Raw genomic sequence first — 24,644 nt, 5'->3', positions numbered from 1 at the left:
AATTCGGTCATAACTGGTCAGAAATCCTGGAGTCGTTGGCAGGAAGATAACTGGGCGGTGAGCAGTTTTTCGCTATATGTCTGCAAAATGCCCGCCGGATGCCCTGGTTTACCGGTCATCTCGCGTCGAGACTGGCACCGAGCTCGGATCGCAGTCGTTCACAAGGAGGATCCATGTCCGAAAACCGGAGGTTAGTCCGCACCGTCCTGGTATCCACGCTGGCGCTGCTCCTGTCCTTAGGGACAGCCGGGGTGTCGAACGCCGCGTCGGCCGGAAAGGCCGGGGTATTCGCCTGCCCGCAGTCGGGACAGCGATTCCAGCTGAGCGGCGATACGACCAAGAGGGTGTACCTCGTGGGCCCGGGCCCCGCCGCGTACGCCGTGCCGAACGAAACCGTCTACTTCCAGCTCTGGAACACTTGGGACGGCATCAGCGTGTGGCCCCGCGACACCGTGTCGAGTTGCTTCGGAGGAGTCCGCACTTGGAGCAACGCTTACCTGGTCAGGAAAGACGGGACGAACGCCGTCTACATCTATGACTCCTGGGCGGGTGCGTTCCGCTGGATCCCGGACGAGGCCACCTTCAACAAGTACGCCTTCGCGTGGAACAAAGTCTTGGTGGTGACATACACCCCGTCGCCGGTCGGCGGGTTCTGGAGTTGACGAACAGCTCGCCGACGGCTGGCGCTTTGAGTCAAGCGCCAGTTCCGCGGGCTGGGTCGCAGACACAGCAGTGGGCGAAGCTGAAGGGTCGTTCGCACGCCTCCTGCCAGATGCCGGCGCTGTGCGGGCTTCTCGACGCCGGGTTGATCAACCGTGCGATCACGAGCGCCACCACCGCCGCCGCCCCGGACTCGATCAGTGCGGACGCCGCGCTCTGCACATGCGCGCCGGACACGAACAAGTCGTCCACCAGCAGGACGCGCGCCCCGCTCACCCAGCCTGGCCAGAGGATCCGGAAGGCGTCCCGGTGGGAGCGACGGTCGGCGAGCACCGGCGCGAACGTGGTGTCGGCCTCCAGCAGGATCGGAGGTCGCCACAATGGAGCCAGCGCGCCCACCTTCTCCACGACCTCCCACATGATGTGCAAGGGCCGGGCAGGTAACTCGGGGTCGTTGCTCGGGATCGTGGCCACCAGCGTGAACGGCCCACCCGCCAGCCCTTCCAGGCATCGGACATGCCGGTGGTAGAAGTGGGCCACCGTCGCGGCCAGGAAGTCGCCCCGCCCGCGCCGCCCGCCGGCACCGTTGAGGTCTCTCTCCCGGACGAGAACGTCGTAGAGTTGCGTGTTCCTGGTCGTCAGCGAGATCGGCACCACGTGCGGGGTGTGGCCGTACAAGTTCATCGTGGTGCGCTTGCAGCTCGCGCAGGTGGCCCAGGGTTCGCCGGTGTGGCCGGCGTTGTTCGGGCCGGAGTGGCAGATCCGGCACACGCCTGGCCGCGTCGGTGGAACGGGGCGAAACAGCGGCAGGAATTCGCGGGTGAACGCCTCGGCGTCACCCATGATCAACAGGTGTTCGTGCGAGGGGTCATGTCTACGAGATTGACCGCCTGCTTGGTCAGCTCGTCAATGTCCTGGACGGCAGTCATGCCTCCCCGGAGGCCCGCCCGCGCGGCCCACAGTTGTTCCTGGTGAAGCCGCTGGGACAGGAAGACGTATTTGCCGGTGTGCAGCGCCTGCTCGACGTGCCCGGCGGACGCTCCGCCGTCGGCTCCGTCAATGACGTACAAGCTGTCTGCCAATCCGCAGGTCACGACGCGTGCGAGCGTGGCGGTCCGATCGCTTGGGGCGGCGTCGGGCCAGAACGCGGAGACGAGCGCGCCGCAGCCGGCTATCCGCTCGGCCACACTGGCGTACTCGCCTACGGTCGACGGCTTGGTGATGCCGCCTGCCAGGACGGCGAGGGTGCGGCCGCCGGCGTCGAGCGCGGCCTGGTGGACGGCCGCGTCCAGGGCCGAGCGCAGGGGCGCGACGACGGTGATGCCGGCCTGGGCCAGGGCGCGGGCCGCGGCCGTCGCGTGGGTGGCGTCGTCCTCGCCGACCACGGCGACGGCTCGGTGATCGGTGGGGAGGATGCCGCCGCAGATCCACAGGAACGGCTGCCGGTCGTAGGCCCACATCAGGTTGCCGGGGTAGGCGTCGTCAAGCACGGTGACGAGGTGGACGCCGTTGCCGCGCATGGTCGTGACGAGACCGCGCGCCCAGGTCAGGTCGCCGGGCCGGACCCGTGCCGCGACGGTGGCGGCGTGCGCCCGGTCGTCCGTGTCCCGGCTCGCGCAGCCGCCGTCGAGCACCTCCAGGGCGCTGCCGGTGTCGAGGATGACCCGGGCGGTGAGGAACCAGGGCCGGTCGTGGGTGGCTTTGGCGAGGGCGAGGACGGCGGCCTGCTCGTCGATCGTGGTCATGGTCATCACCATCTCGAACGTGGTTTCGGGGTGAACGTACGCGCCGACACCGACAAACACGGCAACGGGCTGCGCGGTTCCAGTGGCCCATGGTGCCGGGCTCGGCAGGACGGTGCCCCCGGGTTGGGGCGACCCGGCCATGCCCTTTCGGGCTTTGACAGCCCCGCGAGGTTGGGACCTTTGGCCCTGCCAGACTCACCGAAAGCGCCGAATAATGGCAGGTGGGAGGTGACTTCGATGAAAGAAAGTCATGAACTCCGCTGGGGTGGAGTGGCAGGCGTCGTAGCCATAGTGGTCGCGATCATCGGGCGCCTGGTGATGGGGAACGCGCCGCAGATCACGGAATCCGCGATGACGATCTCGGGGTATCTGGTCGAGCGCCGGGCCCAGGTTCTGGCGGCGGCACTGCTGTACGCCATCGCGACCGCGCTGTTCCTGTGGTTCGGCGTGGCGCTGGCCACTGCCTTCCGCCGTTCTGACGAGACCAGTGACGCGCCCGCGATGGTGCTCGCGGGGTACATAGTCCTCGCCGCCACCGGATTCATCGGCATATCCGTGTTCGCCGGGATGACCTACGCGGTCACCACGCATCGGCCGCTGCTGGCCATCGCCGCGGGGCCGTATATCTCGCTGACCGTGATGGACGCCATCATGGGGATCGCGCTGGCCGTGCCGTTCGCGGCCTCGGCCGCCGCCATCATGCGCACGCACGTATTCCCGCAGTGGATGGCCTGGTGCGCCATCGTCGTCGCCGTGGTCAGCGTCCTGGGCGCGTTCACGGTCGCGATCACCGGCGGTCCGCTGGCGCCCGGCGGCGCGTTGGTGGCGTTCGTACCCGGGGTGCTCACCGCGCTGTGGGTGCTGGCCGCGAGCTGGCTGCTCATCCGCGAGCATCTGCCGATCCCGAGCGCCGGGGTAAGGCCGGTGATGGGCCACTAGCCACCGCCACCAGCCACCACCTCGCCGGGTGCCCGAGCGTGCTGGATCCGATCATCCGGCATGCTCGGCACTCGGCGAGTGGCGATGGAGCTTCAGACCAGGCTGCTCAGTCTCCGTGCAGGCCGTCGGGGTCGCAGTAGTCGACCTCGTCCGTGGGCCTGAAGTTGGACACGATGATCTCGCGTTTGAACCGGCCGCCCTTCGGTACGTCCTCGGCCGACACCTCGTACGTGAACTGCTGCATCGTACGAAGCCGGGTACCACCGATGACGATCGGCCGCCGGACCAGGTAGATGGCCGCCCACGGGCAGCAGTAGTAGCTGCCGTACGGCTTGCCCCCGGCGTCGGTGGCGTAGGTGATGGCGCCACTGGCGAAGGCGGCGTCGATCTCGGCCTGGATGCGCAGGGTGTGGGCCGCGTCGGGGTCGTACTCCCACATCTCCTTGATCGCTTGCCGGGCACGGGGATCCGCCTGCCAAACGCCGCGCTTCTGCGGGTCGGTCAGGCACCAGGGATCGAAACCGCGGGGGTTCACCGGCGGCGTCGCGACGGGAGGCACGGCCCGTCTCGCGTCCACCCCTTTGTAGTCGGCGATGAGCTGCGGCATCGCGGTCAGCTGGCCGAGGTGGTAGTAGATCTCCAGCGCCCGCTGCAGCCGCTGCTCGATCGCCTCGTGCATCCGCGGGTTCGGGTCGGTGTCCAGCAGTCCCTCGGCGTAGTCGGCGGCGGTCGCGGCTTCGGCGACGAGCTGCCTGAGCCGGCGCAAGGCGTCCGTGTGCCGGTCGGCGTCGGCGACCGTCTTCTCGAAGACGCCGAGCGCGACCTCGGCGTGCTGACGGATCGCGCGGGAGGCGGCGAGCATGCCGTGCAGGTGCGGCAGCGGACACGGGTCGGCCTCGGCCCACTCGGGCAGGTCGGCCGGGAGGAGTAATTCCTGCTCCACCAGGTAGCCGGGATTGCCCGCCGCTTGCCGCGCCCGCGATACCCAGCCTTCGACCTGCGCGAAGCACGCGCCCACCTGCTGGGCGGTCACCGGCGGCACGAATCCGGAGGTGCGGGGGTCGGCGGCGTAGTCGGCGTCGAGCAGGTGCTCGCCGATGGCCTGGAGGACGAACGCGTTCCACACGCACAGCAACTGCCCGGCGGCTCCCTGCGGGCCGTGCCACAAGTTCACCCCCTCCAGGGCCAACCGGCTCCGGAGGCTTTCGGCCTGCTCCAGCTCGGTGTACACGATCCCGCCTGCCCGCCGGTACGCCTCGAGCTCGTCGGCCCGGACCTCGCCCTTCAAGGCAGCGGCCATCCGCGTCATCAATGTCGCCATGCGATCCCCCATCCCCATCCCCGTGCGCCGTCCGTCGTAGCGTAAGTCGGATATGGGGGATGATCTCCGAGTAGCAGGAACATTTTGATCACGACTCGACTTCCTGGGACCGACGCGGGCGCACCGGTCCCAGGGGAGCCGTGCGGGTCAGCTGCCGGGGCCGACGCGCATCATCTGCTCGTTCATGATCAAGAAGGCGCCCAGGCCGTGGAAGTCGTTCACCGGCCGCCCCCGGTTGAAGTAGTAGCTGAGTGAGTCGCTGGCGTTGGTGCCCTCGCTGACATCCGCGAGGTTCGTCCGCCCGTCCTGGCCGAGTGAGATCTTGTTCAGCACCCCCTGGTAGCCTCGGTCGGCGTTGGCGCGGTAGGAAGCGTCCACATACCCGCGCTCGACCGCCTTTGAGATCGTGTACGTGTACATCGCCGAGCAGGACGTCTCGGTCCAGTTGGCGGAGTTCGTCGTCTCGGTGACCACCTGGAACCACCGTCCGGTCGCCGGGTCCTGCCAGCGGGCGTAGGCGGGCACCAGGTCGCGGATGATGTTGATCAGCGCGGCCCGGCGCGGGTGGTCGGCGGGGATGAGGTCGAGGATGTCGATCGTGGCCATGCCGAACCAGCCCATGGCCCGGCACCACGAGATCCCGTTCGTGTTGCCCAGGGACGGCTTCACCCAGGAGGCGGTCAGGCCGCCGGGCTCGTCGTAGGCGTGGTAGAGCAGCCCGGCGGCCGTGCCCGAGGTGCGGCGCAGGTGGCTGTGGTAGACCTCGATCTGCTTGGCGGGCTCGGTGCTGGTGAAGGTGTCGCCCGCGACCCAGGCGCCGTAGCGGGCGAGGAACGGATCGGCCATGTAGACGCCGTCGCCCCAGAGCTGGCCCTGGCGCGAGTCGGAGGTGGAGTGCCACCAGCCGCCGTCGGAGGTGCGCGGGTAGGTGTTCAGCCGGGTCCGGATCTTGGTGGCGGCAGTGCGGTAGCGGGCCTGGCCCGTCTCCTTGAACAGGGCCAGCAGGACATTGCCCGCCTGCATGCTGTCCAGGTTGCCGAAACTGTTGGAGATGTTGCCCGAACTGTCGACGAAGCGGTCGGCCCAGTCCTTGATGTACTGCAGGTAGCGGGCGTCACCGGTGCGCTGCCAGACGAGATACTGCCCCCACAGGTATAAGCCCTGCGGGTAGCTCCAGCCCCCCAGCGAGCTGGGGGTGAAGCGGGCCATCGTGGAGTCGACGACGGCCTTGGACCAGTCGGTCCCGCCGCCCGTGGTGCCGTCGTCGACGGTGAGCGAGTCGACGTTCGGGCCGCCGTTCGCGGTCGTCGCGGTGGCCCGCACGGTGTTCGTTCCGGCGACCAGCGAGGCCTGTACGGTCACCGTCTGCCAGGTGGTCCACGCCCCGGTGCCGGGGAAGGACAGGCCGGTCGCGATGGTCGTGCCGTTGAGGGTGATGTTCATCGGCCGGTCGACCGTGGTGCCATTGGCGTACCGCAGGATCAGCCGCACCTGGCGCGCCTGCGGTGAGTCGGTCGCCCATTCGACCGACGAGCCGCTCACGTTGTCGTAGTTGACGAAACCGGTGCCGGTGAACCCGGCGTGGTTGGATTCCACGACGCCTTGCGAGATGGTGGCGTTCTCGGCTTCGTGGAGCGTGGCCGCGGCGACGGCCGCGGGCACGGGCTGGATCAGCAGGGCACCGAGGGCCACCACGGCCACCGCTCGATGTCGGATTCTGAGGGGCAAGGGACTCTCCTCACGCTGGTGAGCGTCACAGGTGAGACATCCTAGGTCTCACCTGTGATCTTCTGACCTGTGATGTCTCTCGGCTGTCCTGAGTGCGGTGAAATGCCTGGCGCGCCATCGAGTGCGTCGAGAGACAGATCCAACCTTTCGCCTGCCGCATAGCCAAACATCCCGGCTCTCTCCGTGTCCAGGCGTCAGGACATCCGACCTCTTCTCCGGATGACCATAAGTGGGGTTAGGAAAGTTTCCTAAAGATTGGAGCGTTCCAAGATCTAGAATCTGTTGACGGTTGTGACTATTTGTGGGAACACGATGAAAAGCTCCAATCTCTCGCCGAGATACCACCCCCCGCAGGAGTGATCGAATGAACTTACGCAGGTACCGCGTCCTCGCCGGTGTCCTCGCGCTCTTCGCCGGGGCGCTGACGGTCGTGGCCCCTCCGGCCGTCGCGGCGCCCACTCGATACGAGGCGGAGAGCGCCACGATCTCGCAAGGTGTCGTGGAGTCGAACCACACCGGATACTCCGGCACCGGCTTCGTCAACGGTGACAACGTCGCCGGATCCTCGGTCGAATGGACCATCAACGCGCCCAGCGCGGGCACCGCCACGCTGGCCTTCCGCTATGCCAACGGCACCAGCGCCAACCGGCCGAGCGACATCGCCGTCAACGGCACCGTCGTCGCCGCGGCGCGGGCGTTCAACGCCACCACGAACTGGGACACCTGGGCGACGGTCACGCTGACCGCGCCGGTCGTCGCCGGCACCAACACGATCAAGGCCACCGCCACCACCGCGGGCGGCAACCCGAACTGGGACTACCTGGAGGCCGAGGTCGCCTCGGGCTCGAACTTCACCGATTACCAGGCGGAGAACGGCACGATCTCGCAGGGCGTCGTCGAGTCCAACCACGCCGGCTACACCGGCTCCGGTTTCGTGAACTACGACAACGTGGCCGGCTCCTACGTCGAGTTCGCGGTGAGCGCCGCGACCGCCGGGCCGCAGACCCTGACCTTCCGCTTCGCCAACGGCACCACCGTGGACCGGCCGATGAGCGTCACGGTCAACGGTACGACCGTCGCGGCCAGCCAGTCCTTCCCCAGCACCGGCGTGTGGACCACGTGGCAGGAGATCAGCGTCAACGCCACGCTGAACGCCGGCAACAACACGATCAGAGCCACCGGGACCACCGCCAACGGCGGCCCGAACCTGGACCGGCTGCGCGTCAGCGGCCCCGGCGACACCGAGAAGCCGACCGCCCCGGGTCAGCCGGTGTGCAGCGACATCACCTACAACAGCATCCGGCTGGACTGGCCGACCTCGACCGACAACGTCGGCGTCGTGGCCTACGACATCTTCCACCAGGGCACCCAGATCGCCACCGCGCCCGCGCCGCCGTACACGGTGACGGGGCTGAACTCCGACTTCGCGTACCAGATCTCGGTGTTCGCCCGCGACGCGTCCGGGAACGTGTCGCTGAGCAGCCCGGAGGCGAACTGCCGCACGCTGCCCGCGCCCGCGGACAACCCGCCGTCGCAGCCCGGCCAGCCCACCGTGACCGGCGTGCAGCCCACCTCGGCCACCGCGACCTGGGCCGCCTCGACCGATGACAACGGCGTCCGCGCCTACCTGATCCGCGACCACGCCAACGGCACCGTGCTGCAGACGGTCACCGGCACGCCGCCCGCGACCAGCGCCAGCGTGCCGCTGGAGTGCGCGCACACCTACACCCTCGACGTCGTCGCCCGTGACAGTGCCAACCAGCTGTCCACCCCGAGCGCGGCGTCCGCGTCGTTCACGACCGGTAGCTGCGGCACCGTGCCGCAGACGCCGACCACGATCGCCGGTGGCTGGGACATCCCGTGGGACATCTCCTGGGCGCCCGACGGCTCGTACGCGCTGGTCACCGAGCGGGACTCGTTCAAGGTCTTCAAGATCACCCCGTCCGGCACCAAGACGCAGGTCGGCACCGTGCCCAACGTGGTGACCACCGACGGCGAGGGCGGCCTGATGGGCCTGGACTTCTCGCCCACCTGGAACGGCACGACCGACCAGGAGGTGTTCTTCATGCACACCGCCTCCGAAGGCAACCGGGTCGCGAAGATGAACTTCAACGGCACCACGCTCAGCGGCTACACCGCGATCCTGCAGGGCATGATCGACAAGAACCGCTACCACAACGGCGGCCGCATCAGGTTCGGCCCCGACGGCTACCTGTACGTCACCACCGGTGACGCGCAGAGCAGCAGTAACGCGCCCGACCTCGACTCGCTCAACGGCAAGATCCTGCGCATCACCAAGACGGGCGCGGCCGCTCCCGGCAACCCGTTCAACACCCGCGTCTACAGCTACGGCCACCGCAACCCGCAGGGCCTGGCGTGGGACTCGGCCGGGCGGCTGTGGGAGTCGGAGCTGGGCAACTCCTCCAGGGATGAGCTCAACCTGATCCAGCCGGGCAAGAACTACGGCTGGCCCACCTGCGAGGGCACCTGCAGCACCACCGGCATGACCAACCCCAAGTACACGTGGAGCGTCTCCGAGGCCTCGCCCAGCGGCATCGCCATCGTGAACAACACGGTGTTCATGGCGGCGCTGCGCGGCCAGCGGCTGTGGCGGATCGTGCTCAACGGCGAGAACGTCTCGACGGTCAACTCCTACTTCAACAGCACCTACGGCCGGCTCCGCGCGGTGGAGAAGGTGCCGAACGCCAGCGCCATCTGGTTCGGCTCCACCAACTCCGACAACAACGGCGACGGTAGCGCCGACGTGATCAGGCGCTCCAACATCCAGTGACGCACGCCCCCTCACCAGGCGGCCGCGCTTCGGCGCGGCCGCCTGTCACCCCCCTGAGCAGCTGGAGAACCTCGCGTGATGGAACCCGACGACAGTGAGAGCAAGCCGACGCGCCGGGTGGTGCTGGGCGGTGCCTTCGGCACCCTGGCCGCGGCCGCGCTGACCGGCACTACCGCCGTCCCCGCCCATGCCGAGGCGTCGGCGGCGCCCTGGACGCTCGACGTCCGGATGACCTCGGACGCCCAGTGGGCCGCGTTCCTGCGGGAGCAGGACCTGCTGTGGGCCAAGCTGCCCACGCTCTGGCACGAGGGCCCGTTCCTGGGCGACGGCCTGCTCGGCAGCATGATCTACAAGGAGCCGGACGCCAACAAGATCCGCTTCACCACCCAGCACGGGCGGGTCCAGGACCACCGGCCGGAGTTCGGCAGCGGGTTCGGCACCTGCCGGCTGCCCGTGGGCCATCTCACGCTCGACCCCGTCGGCACCATCACCGCCGTCGACTGGCGGCTGAGCCTGTGGGACGCCGAGCTGACCGGCACCGTCACCACCTCGTCGGGGAAGATCACGTTCACCGCGTTCATCCATGACGAGACGTTCGTGGCCAGCGCCTCGGTCACGGGCGGTGAGCAGGTGCGGTGGACCTTCCACCCGGAGGTGGCCGACAGTCCCAGGCAGGCGTCGGAGGACCCGCCGTCCGGCTACACCCACAACCCCGCCTACACGACCAAGACCACCGGCGACGTCAAGCAGGTGCTTCAAGGGCTGGCCGGGGGAGGGCAGACCGCCACCGCCTACCGGCAGAGCGGCAACCTCCTGCTGCTGTCGGTCGCCCACAGCTTCCCGTCCGGCACCGCGGCCGAGACGACCTCGCTCGGCCGGATCCAGAACGCGGGCACCTACGACGCGCTGCGGGCGGCGCACCGGACCTGGTGGCACGCCTTCTACCGCAAGAGCTTCGTCTCCTTCCCGGACCAGCGGCTGCAGAGCTTCCACTGGATCCAGCTCTACAAGGTGGCCTCCGCCACCCGCGCCGGCGCGCCGGTGATGGCGACGACCGGCCCGTGGCTGGAGCCCACCCCGTGGCCCGGCGTGTGGTGGAACCTCAACGTGCAGCTGGAGTACTGGCTCATCCACGGCTCCAACCACCTGGAGCTCGACTCGGTCACCAGCACGCTCGACCAGAACCGGCCGCAGCTGACCGCCAATGTGGGCAGCGCGTACCGGAGCGACTCCTCGGGCGTGGGCCGCAGCTCCGACATGTTCGCCAACCGCAGCGTCGGCACGCCGGGCAGCGGCGCCGAGGTCGGCGACCTGACGTGGGCGCTGCACAACGTGTGGCTGTCCTACCGGCACACGATGGACGACGCGCTGCTGAGGGACACGCTGTTCCCGCTGCTGCGCCGGGCGATCAACTACTACCTGCACTTCCTGGCCAGTGGCAGTGACGGCAAGCTGCACCTGCCGAGCACGCTGTCGCCCGAGTACCCGACCGTCCCGCCGCAGGACACCAACTACGACCTGGCCCTGATCAGGTGGGGCTGTCAGACGCTGCTCGACTCGGCGGCCCGCCTGGGCATCGACGACGCGCTGAAGACCAAGTGGCAGCAGGTGCTGAGCACGCTCGTGTCGTACCCGACGGACACGAACGGCTACATGATCGGCGGCAGCACGCCGTACGCGCAGTCCCACCGCCACTACTCCCACCTTCTGATGATTTATCCCCTCTACCTGGTCAACTGGGATCAGACGGGCAACCGCTCGCTGATCGAGAAGTCGATCGTCCGCTGGCACGCCCTGACCGGCGCGCACCGGGGCTACAGCTACACCGGCGCCGCCTCCATGTACGCCATGATGCGGCGGGGCGACACGGCGCTGTCCTACCTGATGAAGTTCTTCGACCCCTCGACGTCCTATCCGTGCCGGGCCAACACCCACTACACCGAGGCCGGACCGGTCATCGAGACGCCGCTGTCGGCCTCGCAGTCGATCCACGACCTGCTCTGCCAGAGCTGGGGCGGCGTCGTCCGCGTCTTCCCCGCCATCCCGGGCTCGTGGCCCGACGTCACGCTGCACGACTTCCGTACGCAGGGCGCCTTCCTCGTCTCCGCCGTACGGCAGGCGGGCACGACCCGCTTCGTCCGGGTCAGGAGCCTGGCGGGTGAGCCGCTCAAGCTCGACCACGGCCTGACCGGCACGGTCACCGCCGTGCTCGACGACGGCGCTCCCGCCACGGTCTCGGATCTGGGTGGCGGTGTCCTGGGCATCACCCTGCCCAAGAACCGTGAGGTGCTCCTCTACGCGGGCGCGGTCCCCGACCTGGTCATCGCGCCGGTGCCGATCGCCACGCCGGGCGCCGCCTGGGGCCTGCCGGGCGCGAGCACACCGCCGCCGCCGGGCCGGTACGAGGCGGAGGACGCGACGATCTCGCAGGGGATCTTCGAGAACTCCCACACCGGTTACAGCGGCACGGGTTACGTCAACGGCGACAACGCGGCGGGGGCCTTCATCGAGTGGGCCTTCGAGGCGGCGGTGGCCGGCTCGGCGACGATCAAGCTCCGGTACTCCAACGGGACGACGACCAACCGGCCGTCGGCGATCGCGGTCAACGGCACGACAGTGTTCGCCACCCGTGACTACGCGAGCACCGGCACGTGGGACACCTGGGCCACCGACACCTTCACCGTGCCGGTCAACGCCGGGGCCAACACGCTGCGGGCCACCGCGACCACGGCCAACGGCAACCCGAACATCGACTACATCGACGTGGCGGCCGCCTCGGGGGGCGGCACCGACTACCAGGCCGAGGACGCCACGATCTCCCAGGGCGTCGTGGAGTCCAACCACACCGGCTTCACCGGCACCGGCTTCGTCAACCTCGACAACGTCACCGGTTCGTACGTCGAGTTCGCCGTGACCGCCGCGCAGGCGGGCGCCGCGACGCTGACGATCCGCTACGCCAACGGCACCACGGTCAACCGGCCGATGGCCATCGCGGTCAACGGCGGCACGGCCGTGAACCGCGACTTCGCCGGCACCGGGAACTGGGACACCTGGCAGACCGCCACGCTCACCGTCCAGCTCGCGGCGGGGGCCAACACGATCAGGACGACCGCCACGACGGCCAACGGGGGCCCCAACCTCGACAAGATCACCATCGGATAGGAAGCCATGGACATCACCCGACGCCAGCTGGGGACCCTCGTAGGCGCCGCGCTCCTCACCCCGTACCTGCCCGCCCGCCCGGCCGCGGCGGCGCTCGCCTGGCAGCTCATGTGGGCGCCGGAGGCGTCCTCGGTCGGGCTCGGCGCGTTCGAGACGATCGAGGACGACCGCGCCGACTCCCACTCCGCCGGCCAGCCGCACATCTTCGCCGAAGGCAACAACTTCCGCTTCAACATGCACACGGTCGACCGCGACACGATGACCGACCGGCAGCGTCAGGAGGTGACCGGCACCCGCAACCCCAGCGGCTACCTGCAGTGGCTGAAGGGCGAGACGTGGCGGGTCACGTACTCGATGTTCATCCCGAGCTCGCTGAAGGCCACCACCACCTTCACCCACATCAGCCAGACCAAGATGCCCGGCAGCGGCAGCCTGCCCATCACGGTCACCTCGCTGCGCCGGGTGAACGGGGTGCAGACCATCGAACACAAGATCTTCGAGCCGGACATCACGGTCGGACGGACCGACCTGGAGCCGCTGCAGGACAAGTGGATCGACGCCGAGTACGAGATCAAGATCGGCGACGGCAGCGCGGGCTCGGTCCGCTGGGTGCTGCGCGACGGGAGCACCACGCTGGTCGACGCCACCAAGACCGGCGACACGTTCCTGGGCGACCGGGTCCGCCCCAAGTGGGGCATCTACCGCTCGCTCGGCGACACCTCGGGCTCGCTGCAGAACTGCTACATGCTGCTCACCAACATGCGGGCCTACAAGCAGGTGCAGGTCACCGCGACCCGCCTGGAGGCGGAGAACGCGACGATCTCGCAGGGCGTGGTCGAGTCCAACCACGCCGGGTACTCCGGCACCGGCTTCGTCAACTCCGACAACGTGGCGGGCGCGTACACCCAGTGGGGGTTCCAGCAGGGCACCGCGGGCCCCGCGACCCTCACCATCCGCTACGCCAACGGCACCTCCGCGAACCGGCCCATGGACGTCACGGTCAACGGCACCGTCGTCGCCTCGGGCCTGAGCTTCGCGGGCACCGGCGCCTGGACCACCTGGGCGAGCAAGACCGTCAACGCCAACCTGGTCGCGGGCGCGAACACGGTCAGGCTCACCGCCACCACCGCCAACGGCTGCCCGAACCTCGACTACCTCGACATCACCGGACCCTAGGAGCACGCATATGTCCCGTGTGTCGCGTACGGCGGTCTTCGCCGTACTCGCCCTCCTGCTCGGCCTGCTCACCGCACTGCCCGCCCGGGCCGACCTGCAACACCCGCGCCAGGCGTTCCTGCGCAACTCGATCGCCGGCCTCTTCCTGCACTGGGGCGAGCGCACCTCGCCGCAGCACACCAGCTGCAGCGGCTGGGAGGCCGATGTGACCAACGGCGGCTGGAGTGCCTCCTACTGGGTCAACGAGGCCAAGAAGCTGCACGCCCAGTACATCGTCCTGGCCACCTTCCACAGCAGGCTCGGCTACGCCCGGCCGTACCCGTCGTCGATCCCCGGTTCGTGCCGCACCACGCGGGACTTCCTGGGCGAGCTGATCGACGCCGCCGACGCGCAGGGGCTGAAGGTCATCAACTACATGACCGACGACCCGCAGTGGCACAACGAGGGGCTCAGCTCCGGCGACTGGCTCAACTCCTCGGCCTTCTCCAGCTACGTCGGCCACAACGTGGACCTGACCACCCGTGACGGGTTCGGGGAGTTCAGCTACCTGCAGTTCTTCGAGCAGATGCAGCGCTATCCGAAGCTGGCCGGGTTCTGGATCGACAATGACAACGCCTACTGGGAGAGCAACAACCTCTACGCCAAGATCTACCAGCAGCGCCCGGACATGACGATCTCGAACAACAACGAAGACACGCCGATCATGGACATGATCAGCAATGAGCAGAAGACCGGCATGTCGCCCTCCTACGACTACCCGCAGGCGGTCTACACGGCGCTGCCGAGGCTGATCGAGGCCGACTTCAAGCTGCCGACCGGCGGCCCCTGGTGGTACGGCGGGTCGGACGAGGCGGTGGACCGCAAGCTCACGCTGGGCCGGCTCATCACCAACGCCGGATCGTCGGTGAAGGCGCTGATGGCCGAGACCGCGATGGTCAACGGCAAGTTCCCCGCCCAGCAGGTGAGCTTCAACAACTTCGCCAACACCTATCTGGAGGAGATCTGGGAGTCGCTCGGCGGCACCGAGGGCGGCGGCTACATGTTCGGCGGGCTCAAACCGGGCTTCTGGAACAACGGCGCCCACGGCGTGACGACGATCTCCAAGACCGATCCCAACCGGCACTACATCCACGTCGTCACGCCGCCGTCCGGCAGCACGCTGTCCGTGCGCGACAACGGCTACCGGATCAGCTCGGTGACGAACCTGCGTACCGGCTCGCCGGTGACGTTCACGCAGGCCAACGGGACGCTGACGCTGAGCGGCATCTCCTCCTGGGATCAGTACGACACGGTCTTCAAGGTGATCTCCAGCGGTCGTGAGGGCATCTACAGCGGGGTCTCGCTGTCGGCGAGCTCCTCCACCAGCGGCCACGGCGCTTCGGCCGCGGGTGACGGCGACTACCTCACCTACTGGGACAGCAACGCCGCAGAGCCCGCTTCCTTGACGTTCGACCTGGGCTCGGCCAAGCGGATCCAGTATCTGGCGTTCAACCAGCGGGAGGACTCGACCGTCTATCCGTCGTCCGGGTCGGCCCGCGTCTCCGGCTACCAGGTGTACGTCAGCAACGACGGGTCGAGCTGGGGGAGCGCGGTCAAGACCGGCACCGTGCCGAACGCGCGCGGCGTGCAGTTCATCGACCTGACCGCCACCACCGCCCGCTACGTCAGGCTCACCAAGACCGGCCACCACGGCGTCTCCCGCTGGCGGGTGGACGAGGCGTGGGTCGGCGGCCAGTACGCGGCCGGCGGCGGCACGACACCTCCGCCGGGCCGCTACGAGGCGGAGGACGCGACGATCTCGCAGGGGATCTTCGAGAACTCCCACACCGGTTACAGCGGCACGGGTTACGTCAACGGCGACAACGCCGCCGGGTCCTATCTGCAGTGGTCCATCACCGCGGCCGCCGCGGGCACCGCGACGATCAAGCTCCGGTACTCCAACGGCACCACCACCAACCGGCCGTCGGCGATCGCGGTCAACGGCACGACGGTGTTCGCCACCCGTGACTACGCGAGCACCGGCACATGGGACACCTGGGCCACCGACACATTCACGGCCCCGGTCAACGCCGGGGCCAACACGATCCGGGCCACCGCGACCACGGCCAACGGTAACCCGAACATCGACTACATCGACGTGGACGTGACACCGGGCGGCGGCGGAACCACCACCGACTACCAGGCCGAGGACGCCACGATCTCCCAGGGTGTGGCGGAGTCCAACCACACGGGCTTCACCGGCACCGGCTTCGTCAACTACGACAACCTCGTGGGCTCGTACGTCGAGTTCACGGTGAACGCCGAGACGGCCGGAAACGCCACGCTGACCCTCCGCGCCTCCAACGGCACCACGGCCAACCGCCCGATGGACATCACGGTCAACGGCACCCTCGCCTCGGACGAGCTCGCCTTCGACCCGACGACGAATTGGGACACCTGGGTGACCAAGTCGATCACGGTGCCGCTGAACGCGGGCGCCAACACCATCCGTGCCACCGCCACCACGGCCGGCGGCGGTCCCAACCTCGATCGGATCACGATCGGTTGAACCCCGGCCGCCGTGCGGACGCGCACCGCCCGCACGGCGGCCGGCACCAACGGAAGCCATGGTCAAGAAGGCGCACGTAGCGGCGGCGCGCCAGCTCCACCGGAGGAGCGTTCCCCTGGACAGACCCCGGCCCGGCACAGCGTTTGGCGCTCACCGGGCTGGCCGTACAGAAAAAGGAGAAATCCCCGTGAGAGGGAAAGCGATCTGCGCGGTTGCGGTGCTTTTAGCGGGTTTTTTCATGAATATTCTGCCTGCCGCCGCCTCGGATAATGGTCTGTCGATCAGACCAGCACTGGGGTGGAGCAGCTGGAGCTTCGTGCGGCGCTGGCCCGACGAGACCAAGATGAAGGCCCAGGCCGACGCGCTGGTCAGCAGCGGCCTGGCCGCGCACGGCTATGTCTACGTCAACCTCGACGACTTCTACCAGAAGTGCGACTCCAACGGCTTCCAGGTCGACGGCTTCGGGCGGTGGGCTGTCGACACCGCCAAGTTCCCCGGCGGGATCAAGGCGCTGGCCGACTACGTGCACGCCAAGGGGCTGAAGTTCGGCTTCTACGTCACGCCCGGCATCGCCAAGAACGCCGTCACCGCCAACAAGCCCGTCGAGGGCACCTCGTACCACGCGCAGGACATCGCCGACACCTCCCAGACGCACAAGAACTACAACTGCAAGAACATGTACCGGCTGAACTACTCCCACCCCGGCGCGCAGCTGTTCATCAACTCCTGGGCGAACCAGATGGCCTCGTGGGGCGTCGACTACCTGAAGATCGACGGCGTGGACGCGACGACGGTCGCCGACGTCGAAGCCTGGGACAAGGCGCTGCGCCAGACCGGCCGGCCGATCAACTTCGCGCTGTCCAACAACCTGCCCATCGCCCAGGCCACCACCTGGAAGCGGCTGGCCAACAGCTGGCGTACCCAGGGCGACGTCGAGTGCTACTGCGGTCCCGGCTCGAACGGGAGCGGGTACCCCCTCACCGACTGGTCGCACGTCTCCAGCCGGTTCACCTCGGCCGCCAGCTGGCAGCAGTACGCCGCTCCCGGCGGCTGGAACGACTACGACTCCCTGGAGGTCGGCAACGGCGACCAGGTCGGTCTCACCGCCGACCAGCGGCGTTCGCACATGACGCACTGGGCCATGATCTCCAGCCCGCTGCTGCTCGGCACCGACCTGACCGCGCTCACCTCGACCGACCTGGCCATGCTGACCAACGACCGGCTCATCGCCGTCGACCAGGACGGCGTCGCGGCCGGCCGGGTTGTGAACAGTGGTGTCAACCAGGTCTGGCGTAAACGGGAGTCGAACGGCGACTACATCGTGGCCCTCTACAACACCGGAACGTCCGGCAACTCCACGGTCAGCGTCACCTGGTCGCAAGTGGGCTTCACTGGCCCGGCCGAGGTGACGAACCTGTGGTCCGGCGGCTCCGAAGGCACCGTCGCCTCCTCCTACAGCGCCACCCTGCGTCCCGGCGAGACCCGCCTCATCCGCGCCCGGCCCACCACCGTGACCCCCCACTACGAGGCGGAGAACGCGACGATCTCGCAGGGCGTCGTCGAGTCCAACCACGCGGGCTACTCCGGCACCGGCTTCGTCAACTACGACAACGTCGTCGGCTCCTACGTCGAGTACACCGTCGACGCCACCGCGGGGGGCAATGCCAACGTCACCCTCAGATACTCCAACGGCACGACGGTCAACCGCCCGATGACCATCACCGCCAACGGCACCACGCTGACCCGCGACTTCCCCGGCACCGGTGACTGGGACACCTGGGCGACGGCCACGTTCACACTGCCGCTGACCGCCGGGGCCAACACCATCCGCGCGACGGCCACCACCGCGAACGGCGGCCCGAACGCGGACTACATCGACGTCTCGGCCGCCACCTCGCCCGGCACCGAGTACCAGGCGGAGAGCGCGACGATCTCGCAGGGCGTGGCCGAGTCCAACCACACGGGCTTCACCGGGACCGGCTTCGTCAACTACGACAACCTCGTGGGCTCCTACGTCGAGTTCGCCGTCAACGCCGCCGCCGCGGGCGCCACGCCCCTGACGATCCGGTACGCCAACGGGACCGCGGTGGACCGGCCGATGGAGGTCGCGGTGAACGGCACGGCGGTGACCACCCGGTCGTTCCCCGCCACCACGAACTGGGACACCTGGGCCGACGGCACGGTCACGGTAGACCTCCAGGCAGGGGCCAACACGATCCGCCTCACGGCCACGACCGCGGGCGGCGGCCCCAACCTGGACCGGGTCACGCTGGGCTGACATCCCGACCGCGGGCGGCGGCCCCCGGCCCGGATCGCGTCATGCTCGGCTGACCCGACCACGGGCGCACGCACACCGGCCTGGCGGTGTGCGTGCGCCCTACCCCCTTTATGTGGCCTTCGACCAGATGGCGAGGCCCAGGCACATCTCGTCGCTGGTCCCCTCGCCCCAGACCACGTAGCGCGGCTGCAGTTTGCGCAGCTGCGGCAGTTGCGCGCGCAGCCCGGCGTCGTGCGTGCAGGTCACCCGGAGCATGTCGCCCTTCTTGAGGGTGACCGGCTTGGCCAGCACGCGGAGCGCCTGGTCGTCGAAGTCGTAGTTCGGGACGTCCAGCAGCGTCCGCGCCTTGGGCGTGCCGGGGTTGAGCTCGACCTTGATCGCGCGCCCGAGCAGGTGCATGTGCCCGGCCATCGCGTGCAGCGTCATGGGCCCCGGCACGGGCCGGTCGCAGTGCTGCGTCGGCCCCGGCTTGAGCGGGCCGCACATCTTGGCCAGCTGGTCGGCCTGCTCTTCGGACCCCGGCCCGAACCTGCGCGCCACGTCCTTGACGGCGGCGGCCCGGTCGCACAGCGCGCCGGACTCCTGCGGCGTGCACGGCAGCTCCACCGGCCCCGGGAGCAGCGCGGTCTCCAACGGCTCCAGGGTTTTGTCGGTGAGCCGCAGCCGGATGCCCGACTTGTCGGACCCGGGGGTGCCTTCCACATTCAGCGTGTTGTAGTGGATCTGCATGATGAGCTTGCTGCCCGGCGGCAACGCGTAGCCGTAGCGCGAGTCCAGCAGCGTCTCGTTGGTGCCCGGCGCCCAGTGCGCCACCCAGGAGGCGTTGTCCACGCCGGCGTCGCCGAAGCACGTCCAGCCCTGACCGGGGGTGCTGTCGTCGAGCGTCTTCGCCTTGGCGGCCTGCCGGGGGTCCACCCGGAAGAAGATCGCGTGGTGCACGATGTCGGCGTTCTGCGGCTGGAACTGGGCTCCGGTCAGGAACGCCTGTTTCGTCAGCTTGGGGTCGATGACGAAGCACCGGTAGTCGTCGGTGCCGCCGTTGGGGGCGTGCGGCGTGTAGGGCTCCGCCATCGTCAGGGACTCGAACCGCTCGCCGTCGCGTAAGGGGGCGGCCACCGGCGCGACCTTGGCCCCATGTCCCCCGGCGTGGCTCGGGTGGGCCGCCGGGGTGGCCGTGGTGGCCGTCCCGCACGAGGCGAGCAGGGCGACCACGGCGCACGAGGCGGCGATACGGGCTAGTCGAATCATGCTTCCACGGTCCCGCGTGACCCGGCGCGGGACATCCTTCCGGAGGACGTTCCGTGTCCTTCCTTGGAATGACGACCGAGGTCCGCCTCCCGAAGGCGCGGGACTGCGACGTTAGTTGCAGATCGCCACCCGTCAGCTGTAGATCACTGACAGGAAGCGCACCAGCACCGCCTCCCGCCGGGGCGCGGGCAGCGCGTCCAGGACCGCGTTGACCAGCGCCATCTCCGGCTGCCCCGCGCCGGGCCGCAGGTCCACCCCGACCGCCGCGGCCAGCTCGGCGAAGGCCGCGTCGTCCAGTGCCTCCAGGTCCAGGTCCATGACCAGGTCGATCAGTCCGTCGGGGAGTACGGCCGGGCCGCGGGTCCGGGCGGCCGCCGCCGACTCGCCGATGACCTTCAGCAGCGCCTCGATCCCCGAGAGCGTCACCCCGGTGACCGTGATGTGCAGGTTGGCCGGGATGCCCGCGTACGACAGCTGCGGCTGGAGGTACCAGCCGCGCCGCCGCGCCTCGTCGGCCAGGACGAACACGTCGAGCTCCGACGAGGTGAACGCCACCAGCGAGCTCTCCGGATCGCCCAGCACCCGCAGCCCGGGGATCGCCGCGATGCCCGCGCGTAATCTGGCCGTCGCCTCCAGCGTGGTCCGGCCCAGGGCCAGGTAACCGTCGCGGCCCAGAGCCTGGAGCGTGGCCCACGCCCCGCCGAGCGACCCCGCCGACCTGGAGCTCTGCACGGTGGCGTTGATGACGGTGTAGCCGGGCCAGGCGGCCGAGGCGAAGTAGGCCCTCCGGCGCGTCGCCGGGTCGGCGAACAGCACGACCGAGGCGCCCTTCGGGGCGTACCCGAACTTGTGCAGGTCACAGGAGAGCGAGGTGACCCCCGGCACCGACAGGTCGAACGGCGGGATCGCCGCGCCGGCCGCGCGCAGCCACGGCAGCAGCCACCCGCCCACGCACGCGTCCACATGGCAGCCGACTCCCGCCGCGGCGGCCACGGCCGCGATCTCCTCGACCGGGTCGATCACGCCCTGGGGGTACGACGGCGCCGAAGCGACGACCAGCACGGTCTCGTCGTCCATCGCCGCCGCCACGGCCCGCGCGCCGGCCTTGAACGTGACCGGATCGACCGGCACCGGCCTGACCTCGAGCCCGAGGTAGTGCGCCGCCTTGTGGAAGGCCGGATGGGCGGTGACGGGGAGCACCAGGTTGGGCCGGTCGCGCGCGGCCGCGTCGCGGGCGGCCTTCACCGCCAGCATGATCGACTCGGTGCCACCGCTGGTGAAGATGCCGTGGCCGCCGCCCAGCAGGTCGGCGACGGCGCCGACGACCTGTTTCTCCATCTCCACCACGCTGGGGAAGGCCGTCGGGTCGAGGCAGTTGACCTCCAGCATCTCCGCGTAGGCGCGGGCCGCCGCCTCATGAACGCCGTCCCGGCCGCTGTCGTAGACATAGGCGGTCACCTGGCCGCCCCTGACCGGCAGATCGTGCTCCTTGAGCCGGGCCACCTCGGCCAGCAGCTCGTCAGTGGTTCGCCCGGTGTCAGGCAGGTTCATGGGGCTTCGCCGGGCAGTCCGAGCATGCGGTGCACGGTCAGGTGCAGGTGGGCGCGGAAGCGGCGCAGCGCCACCGTGTCGCTCCCGCCCCTGCGGTGGCCCTCCTCGTCCAGCACGCCGCCCTTGGCGAACCCGTGCACGCACCAGATCACCGACCACATGGCGTACTCCAGATCGACCGCGCGGTCGATCACCCCGGCCGCGACCGAGGGACGCAGGGCGTCGGTCACCATGACCACCAGCGGCTGGACGTAGTGCCGTTCGAGCTCGGTGAGGTCGCTGGCGTCGGAGAGCCAGCGGTGCATCCACAGCGCCGGCACCTCGGGATGGACCACGCAGAAGTCCAGGTAGTCGTCGATCAGCCGGTGAATCCCGGCGACCGGGTCGTCGCCGCCCAGACGGCCCAGCGCCCCCTCCAGAGCGGCGCGCTCGGCCTGGTGGGCGCGCTCCATGACGGCGAGGTAGAGCTCCCGCTTGCCGCCGACGTGGTAGTTGACGGTGGCGATGTTCAGGCCCGCCGCGTCGGCGATCTGCCTGGTGGAGGTGCCGTCGAAGCCGAGTGCCGCGAAGAGCTGTGTCGCGACTTTCATGATCACGGTGACCTGGTCGCTGTCCCTCATGGAACGAAACTAGTTCGGCCTCCGGTGCTCCGTCAATCACTTGATGGAGTCACTTTAGGTGCCATCTCAATTACTTCTCGTGACATTCCTTTGGGGTGGCTGTTACTGGTAATCCATGACCATCTTCTCAGGGCGGTTCGTGGTCCCCTTCCTGGCGACTCTCCTGCTCGTCCCGCCGGCCGGCGCCGCCGCGACCGCGCGCGCGATGCCCGTCCCGATCTCGGTGGCCGAAGCCCGTACGGCGCTCGACGGCCTGACCGTCGGCGAGAGGGGCACGCTCCTCGGCTACAGCCACACCCGCTTCATGCCCGAATGGGCCCCGCAGCGGGGCGCGTGCGACACCCGGGAGATCGTCCTGAACCGTGACGGACAGGCGGTCCGGCGCGACGCGTCCTGCCGTGTCCTGGCCGGTACCTGGTACAGCCGCTACGACGGCAAGCTGCTCACCAGCGAGGCGAACATCGACGTCGACCACCTCGTCCCCCTGGCCAACGCCTGGCGTTCGGGCGCCGACACCTGGACCGACGCCCAGCGCCACGCCTTCGCCAACGACCTGATCCGCCCCGAACTGGTCACTGTCAGCGCCACCGCCAACATCGACAAGGGCGGCAGCACGCCGATCACCTGGCGGCCGCCGGTCATCGGCTATTGGTGCACGTACGCCAGGTCGTGGATCACCGTCAAGCGGCACTACGCGCTGCGGATCACGAAGGCGGAGAAGGCCGCGCTGCATGAGATGCTCAACACCTGCTCGGCCTGATCACCGGCTCGCGTCACGGGATGCGGGCCTCGATCCGCTCGCGGGCGTGCGGGCATTCGTCGAAGCGCAGCGGGCACGCCAGCGCGTGCTCGATCAGCTCCTTGGCCGCCTGCGCCTGCGCGATGCGCTGCTCCAGCACGGCGAGATGCCCCCTGAGAAGGTCGGCGTGGTCCATGGGATCGGGCGTGCCGAGCACCTCGCGCAAGGCGCCCAGGCCCAATCCGGCCTCCTTGCCCAGCAAGATCATGGCCACCCGCCGCAGGTCGGCCGGGCCGTAGCGGCGATGGCCGCTCTCGTGCCTGGCCGGGGCCAGCAGCCCGGCGCTCTCCCAGTGCCGCAGCACGTGCGTGGGCAGCTCGAACCGGGCGGCCAGCTCGCCGATGGTCATGCTTGACTTCATGTGCACATTAACCTTCATCGTGGCCGCATGAGCAACCAAGCCGCACTGGCCGTCACGCGCGTGGCCAACTCGTGCGTACTTCTTGAGATCAACGGTCATGCCGTACTCACCGACCCGTTCTTCACCGAACGCTGGCACCTGCACCGGGGCGAACCGCTCGGCATGACCGTGGCCGAGCTGCCCCGGCTGGACGCCATCATCGCCAGCCACTCCTACCCCAACCACTGGGACCTGCGCGCGCTGCGGACGTTCCCCCGCAAGGCGGCCACCCCTGTCTTCGTGAGCAGCCCCCGGATGGCCCGCCAGGCGCGGGACCTCGGCTTCCGGCAGGTGGAACACCTCGAATGGGGGCAGAGCGGCCACCCCACCGAGGAGCTCTCGATCGAGGCGACCCCCGCCGGGCGCACCCTCCTGTGGCGCCACAACGCGTACGTGCTCAGCAGCGGCGGGCTGCGTGTCTTCTTCGGCGGCGAGATCCGCGACGTGTCGCTCCTGGAGCGCTACCGGGCCGAACACCCGCCGGTCGACCTGGCGCTGCTGCCGGTCAACGGGCTGCGGGCGTTCGTCGGGCCGCCGATCGTCATGGGGCCCGAGCAGGCCGTGGCCGGGAGCAGCGCCCTGGGGGCGCGCGTACTGGTTCCCGTGCACGACGCCCATGGCGACGACGACCTGCTCGCCCGCGTGATCCGCCGCAACGGCACCGGTATGGAGGCCAAATCCCTGGCGGACGCCCGCGCGGAGGGACCCGACGTGGTGAACCTGCCGACGGGCCAGAGGTGGACCTACCCGGCGGTCGGCCGTTCGTGATCGACAATGGGGAGGTCTGAGCCCAGCTGGAGGAGATCGGCATGACCATCGCCGCGTACACCGTGACCGCACCCGTCGCCGAGCACGGGGAGGGCCCCGTGTGGTCCGCTCGCTGGGGCGGCCTCCGGTTCGTCGACATGATGGCCGGCGACGTGCTGGCGCTCGACCCGGACGGCTCGGTCCGCCGCCGCCACGTCGGCGCGGTCGCGGCGACGATCCGCCCGCGCGCCGGCGGCGCGGGCTATGTGGTCGCGGCCGAGCGGGAGCTGCTGCTGGCCGACTCCGACGAGCTGGACGCGCCGCTGCGCTCGCTCGGCGAGGCGTGGAGCGATGCGTCGGTACGCATGAACGACGGCGGCTGCGACTCCGACGGCCGCTTCTACATCGGCAGCATGGCCTACGACGAGACCCCGGGCCGCGGCTCCCTCTACGTGGCCGAGGCCGGTGGCGGGCTGCGCGTGGTGCTGCCGGAGGTCACGATCTCCAACGGTCTGGACTTCAGCCCCGCCGGCGACCTCGCCTACTACGCCGACACGACCACCGGGCGGGTCGACGTGCTGGACTACGACCGGGAGAGCGGGCTCACCGGGCGGCGGCCGTTCGCGGTCGTGGACCCGGCCGATGGCGCCCCCGACGGGCTCACGGTCGACTCCGAGGGCGGTGTGTGGGTGGCGCTGTGGGGCGGCGCCGCCGTACACCGCTACAGCCCGGAGGGCCGTCTCGAGGCCGTCGTCCGGCTCCCGGTACGCAAGGTCACCGCGGTCGCCTTCGGCGGCGACAACCTCGACCAGCTGTTCATCACCACCTCGGCCCTCGACGTCGACCGGGTGGAACAGCCGGCCGCGGGCGCCCTGTTCGCCGCCGAGCCGGGCGTGCGCGGCCGCCCCGTTCTGGAGTGTGCGCTCTGAAC

The 24,644-nt window shown here is 69.3% G+C and carries 18 protein-coding genes; 10 read left to right on the top strand and 8 right to left on the bottom strand.

Annotated elements, in window-relative coordinates; all coding sequences use genetic code 11:
• Positions 1-173: 173 nt before the first annotated feature.
• The gene (locus ACQP2T_RS33970) at positions 174-662 is read left to right on the top strand and encodes a hypothetical protein (protein ID WP_433508969.1); all 489 of its coding nucleotides are present in this window, start codon (positions 174-176) and stop codon (positions 660-662) included.
• Positions 663-693: 31 nt separating this feature from the next.
• On the opposite strand, the gene ACQP2T_RS33965 is transcribed toward ACQP2T_RS33970, so the two are convergent.
• Together ACQP2T_RS33965 and ACQP2T_RS33960 are read right to left on the bottom strand one after the other, a co-directional pair.
• Positions 694-1,509: a hypothetical protein gene (locus tag ACQP2T_RS33965; RefSeq protein WP_433508968.1), complete on the bottom strand. Its 816-nt coding sequence runs from the start codon at positions 1,507-1,509 to the stop codon at positions 694-696.
• The gene (locus ACQP2T_RS33960; RefSeq protein WP_433508967.1) at positions 1,506-2,405 is read right to left on the bottom strand and encodes a DNA-processing protein DprA; all 900 of its coding nucleotides are present in this window, start codon (positions 2,403-2,405) and stop codon (positions 1,506-1,508) included. The genes ACQP2T_RS33965 and ACQP2T_RS33960 overlap by 4 nt, the downstream gene beginning before the upstream one ends.
• A gap of 237 nt (positions 2,406-2,642) precedes the next feature.
• Here ACQP2T_RS33960 and ACQP2T_RS33955 point away from each other — a divergent pair, with 237 nt between their 5' ends.
• Complete coding sequence (locus ACQP2T_RS33955) at positions 2,643-3,344, top strand: hypothetical protein (protein WP_357953315.1); 702 nt, start codon at positions 2,643-2,645, stop codon at positions 3,342-3,344.
• 106 nt (positions 3,345-3,450) lie between these two features.
• Here the strand turns inward: ACQP2T_RS33955 and ACQP2T_RS33950 are convergent, their stop codons facing one another.
• Positions 3,451-4,665 carry a hypothetical protein gene (locus ACQP2T_RS33950; RefSeq protein ID WP_433508966.1) on the bottom strand — a complete coding sequence of 405 codons (1,215 nt, stop codon included), beginning with the start codon at positions 4,663-4,665 and terminating at the stop codon, positions 3,451-3,453.
• Positions 4,666-4,812: 147 nt separating this feature from the next.
• On the bottom strand, positions 4,813-6,393 hold the full coding sequence (locus ACQP2T_RS33945; RefSeq protein WP_433508965.1) for a glycoside hydrolase family 88 protein: 1,581 nt from the start codon (positions 6,391-6,393) through the stop codon (positions 4,813-4,815).
• A 364-nt stretch (positions 6,394-6,757) separates the two neighbouring features.
• On the opposite strand from ACQP2T_RS33945, the gene ACQP2T_RS33940 reads away from it, so the two are divergent.
• From ACQP2T_RS33940 to ACQP2T_RS33920, 5 genes are all read left to right on the top strand, one after another.
• Positions 6,758-9,184, top strand: a complete 2,427-nt coding sequence (locus ACQP2T_RS33940; protein WP_433508964.1) for a PQQ-dependent sugar dehydrogenase — start codon at positions 6,758-6,760, stop codon at positions 9,182-9,184.
• A gap of 78 nt (positions 9,185-9,262) precedes the next feature.
• On the top strand, positions 9,263-12,346 hold the full coding sequence (locus tag ACQP2T_RS33935) for a glycosyl hydrolase family 95 catalytic domain-containing protein (protein ID WP_433508963.1): 3,084 nt from the start codon (positions 9,263-9,265) through the stop codon (positions 12,344-12,346).
• A gap of 6 nt (positions 12,347-12,352) precedes the next feature.
• Entirely contained in the window at positions 12,353-13,522 is a 1,170-nt protein-coding gene (locus ACQP2T_RS33930; protein ID WP_433508962.1) for a carbohydrate-binding protein, read from the top strand.
• 10 nt (positions 13,523-13,532) lie between these two features.
• Positions 13,533-16,070 carry a carbohydrate-binding protein gene (locus ACQP2T_RS33925; protein ID WP_433508961.1) on the top strand — a complete coding sequence of 846 codons (2,538 nt, stop codon included), beginning with the start codon at positions 13,533-13,535 and terminating at the stop codon, positions 16,068-16,070.
• A 238-nt stretch (positions 16,071-16,308) separates the two neighbouring features.
• Positions 16,309-18,348, top strand: a complete 2,040-nt coding sequence (locus tag ACQP2T_RS33920) for a carbohydrate-binding protein (protein WP_433508960.1) — start codon at positions 16,309-16,311, stop codon at positions 18,346-18,348.
• 108 nt (positions 18,349-18,456) lie between these two features.
• Here ACQP2T_RS33920 and ACQP2T_RS33915 read toward each other — a convergent pair whose 3' ends face one another.
• The 3 genes from ACQP2T_RS33915 to ACQP2T_RS33905 all read right to left on the bottom strand — a co-directional run bounded on the left by ACQP2T_RS33915 (position 18,457) and on the right by ACQP2T_RS33905 (position 21,767).
• Positions 18,457-19,596, bottom strand: coding sequence for a monooxygenase (locus ACQP2T_RS33915; protein ID WP_433508959.1), 1,140 nt, complete (start codon positions 19,594-19,596; stop codon positions 18,457-18,459).
• A 132-nt stretch (positions 19,597-19,728) separates the two neighbouring features.
• Positions 19,729-21,147, bottom strand: a complete 1,419-nt coding sequence (locus ACQP2T_RS33910) for a pyridoxal phosphate-dependent decarboxylase family protein (protein ID WP_433508958.1) — start codon at positions 21,145-21,147, stop codon at positions 19,729-19,731.
• Entirely contained in the window at positions 21,144-21,767 is a 624-nt protein-coding gene (locus ACQP2T_RS33905) for a TetR/AcrR family transcriptional regulator (RefSeq protein ID WP_433508957.1), read from the bottom strand. Before ACQP2T_RS33905 ends, ACQP2T_RS33910 begins: the two co-directional genes overlap by 4 nt.
• A 115-nt stretch (positions 21,768-21,882) precedes the next feature.
• On the opposite strand from ACQP2T_RS33905, the gene ACQP2T_RS33900 reads away from it, so the two are divergent.
• Positions 21,883-22,527, top strand: coding sequence for an HNH endonuclease family protein (locus ACQP2T_RS33900; protein ID WP_433508956.1), 645 nt, complete (start codon positions 21,883-21,885; stop codon positions 22,525-22,527).
• A 13-nt stretch (positions 22,528-22,540) separates the two neighbouring features.
• Here the strand turns inward: ACQP2T_RS33900 and ACQP2T_RS33895 are convergent, their stop codons facing one another.
• Positions 22,541-22,927 carry a MerR family transcriptional regulator gene (locus ACQP2T_RS33895; RefSeq protein WP_433508955.1) on the bottom strand — a complete coding sequence of 129 codons (387 nt, stop codon included), beginning with the start codon at positions 22,925-22,927 and terminating at the stop codon, positions 22,541-22,543.
• Between the two features lie 27 nt (positions 22,928-22,954).
• Here ACQP2T_RS33895 and ACQP2T_RS33890 point away from each other — a divergent pair, with 27 nt between their 5' ends.
• Together ACQP2T_RS33890 and ACQP2T_RS33885 are read left to right on the top strand one after the other, a co-directional pair.
• A complete protein-coding gene (locus ACQP2T_RS33890) occupies positions 22,955-23,734 on the top strand; it encodes an MBL fold metallo-hydrolase (RefSeq protein WP_433508954.1) in 780 nt (259 codons plus the stop codon).
• Between the two features lie 41 nt (positions 23,735-23,775).
• Positions 23,776-24,642, top strand: a complete 867-nt coding sequence (locus tag ACQP2T_RS33885) for an SMP-30/gluconolactonase/LRE family protein (RefSeq protein WP_433508953.1) — start codon at positions 23,776-23,778, stop codon at positions 24,640-24,642.
• Positions 24,643-24,644: the final 2 nt, after the last annotated feature.

This window comes from Nonomuraea sp. CA-143628, from assembly GCF_050942315.1.
GTDB lineage: Bacteria > Actinomycetota > Actinomycetes > Streptosporangiales > Streptosporangiaceae > Nonomuraea.
This window is presented reverse-complemented; position numbering and strand designations above follow the sequence as displayed.

Coding starts and splice junctions, on each gene's coding strand:
- ACQP2T_RS33970 (WP_433508969.1), top strand. CDS start 174: ATGTCCGAAAACCGGAGGTTAGTCCGCACCGTCCTGGTATCCACGCTG.
- ACQP2T_RS33960 (WP_433508967.1), bottom strand. CDS start 2,405: ATGACCACGATCGACGAGCAGGCCGCCGTCCTCGCCCTCGCCAAAGCC.
- ACQP2T_RS33955 (WP_357953315.1), top strand. CDS start 2,643: ATGAAAGAAAGTCATGAACTCCGCTGGGGTGGAGTGGCAGGCGTCGTA.
- ACQP2T_RS33950 (WP_433508966.1), bottom strand. CDS start 4,665: ATGGCGACATTGATGACGCGGATGGCCGCTGCCTTGAAGGGCGAGGTC.
- ACQP2T_RS33940 (WP_433508964.1), top strand. CDS start 6,758: ATGAACTTACGCAGGTACCGCGTCCTCGCCGGTGTCCTCGCGCTCTTC.
- ACQP2T_RS33935 (WP_433508963.1), top strand. CDS start 9,263: ATGGAACCCGACGACAGTGAGAGCAAGCCGACGCGCCGGGTGGTGCTG.
- ACQP2T_RS33930 (WP_433508962.1), top strand. CDS start 12,353: ATGGACATCACCCGACGCCAGCTGGGGACCCTCGTAGGCGCCGCGCTC.
- ACQP2T_RS33925 (WP_433508961.1), top strand. CDS start 13,533: ATGTCCCGTGTGTCGCGTACGGCGGTCTTCGCCGTACTCGCCCTCCTG.
- ACQP2T_RS33920 (WP_433508960.1), top strand. CDS start 16,309: ATGAATATTCTGCCTGCCGCCGCCTCGGATAATGGTCTGTCGATCAGA.
- ACQP2T_RS33915 (WP_433508959.1), bottom strand. CDS start 19,596: ATGATTCGACTAGCCCGTATCGCCGCCTCGTGCGCCGTGGTCGCCCTG.
- ACQP2T_RS33910 (WP_433508958.1), bottom strand. CDS start 21,147: ATGAACCTGCCTGACACCGGGCGAACCACTGACGAGCTGCTGGCCGAG.
- ACQP2T_RS33905 (WP_433508957.1), bottom strand. CDS start 21,767: ATGAGGGACAGCGACCAGGTCACCGTGATCATGAAAGTCGCGACACAG.
- ACQP2T_RS33900 (WP_433508956.1), top strand. CDS start 21,883: ATGACCATCTTCTCAGGGCGGTTCGTGGTCCCCTTCCTGGCGACTCTC.
- ACQP2T_RS33895 (WP_433508955.1), bottom strand. CDS start 22,927: ATGAAGTCAAGCATGACCATCGGCGAGCTGGCCGCCCGGTTCGAGCTG.
- ACQP2T_RS33890 (WP_433508954.1), top strand. CDS start 22,955: ATGAGCAACCAAGCCGCACTGGCCGTCACGCGCGTGGCCAACTCGTGC.
- ACQP2T_RS33885 (WP_433508953.1), top strand. CDS start 23,776: ATGACCATCGCCGCGTACACCGTGACCGCACCCGTCGCCGAGCACGGG.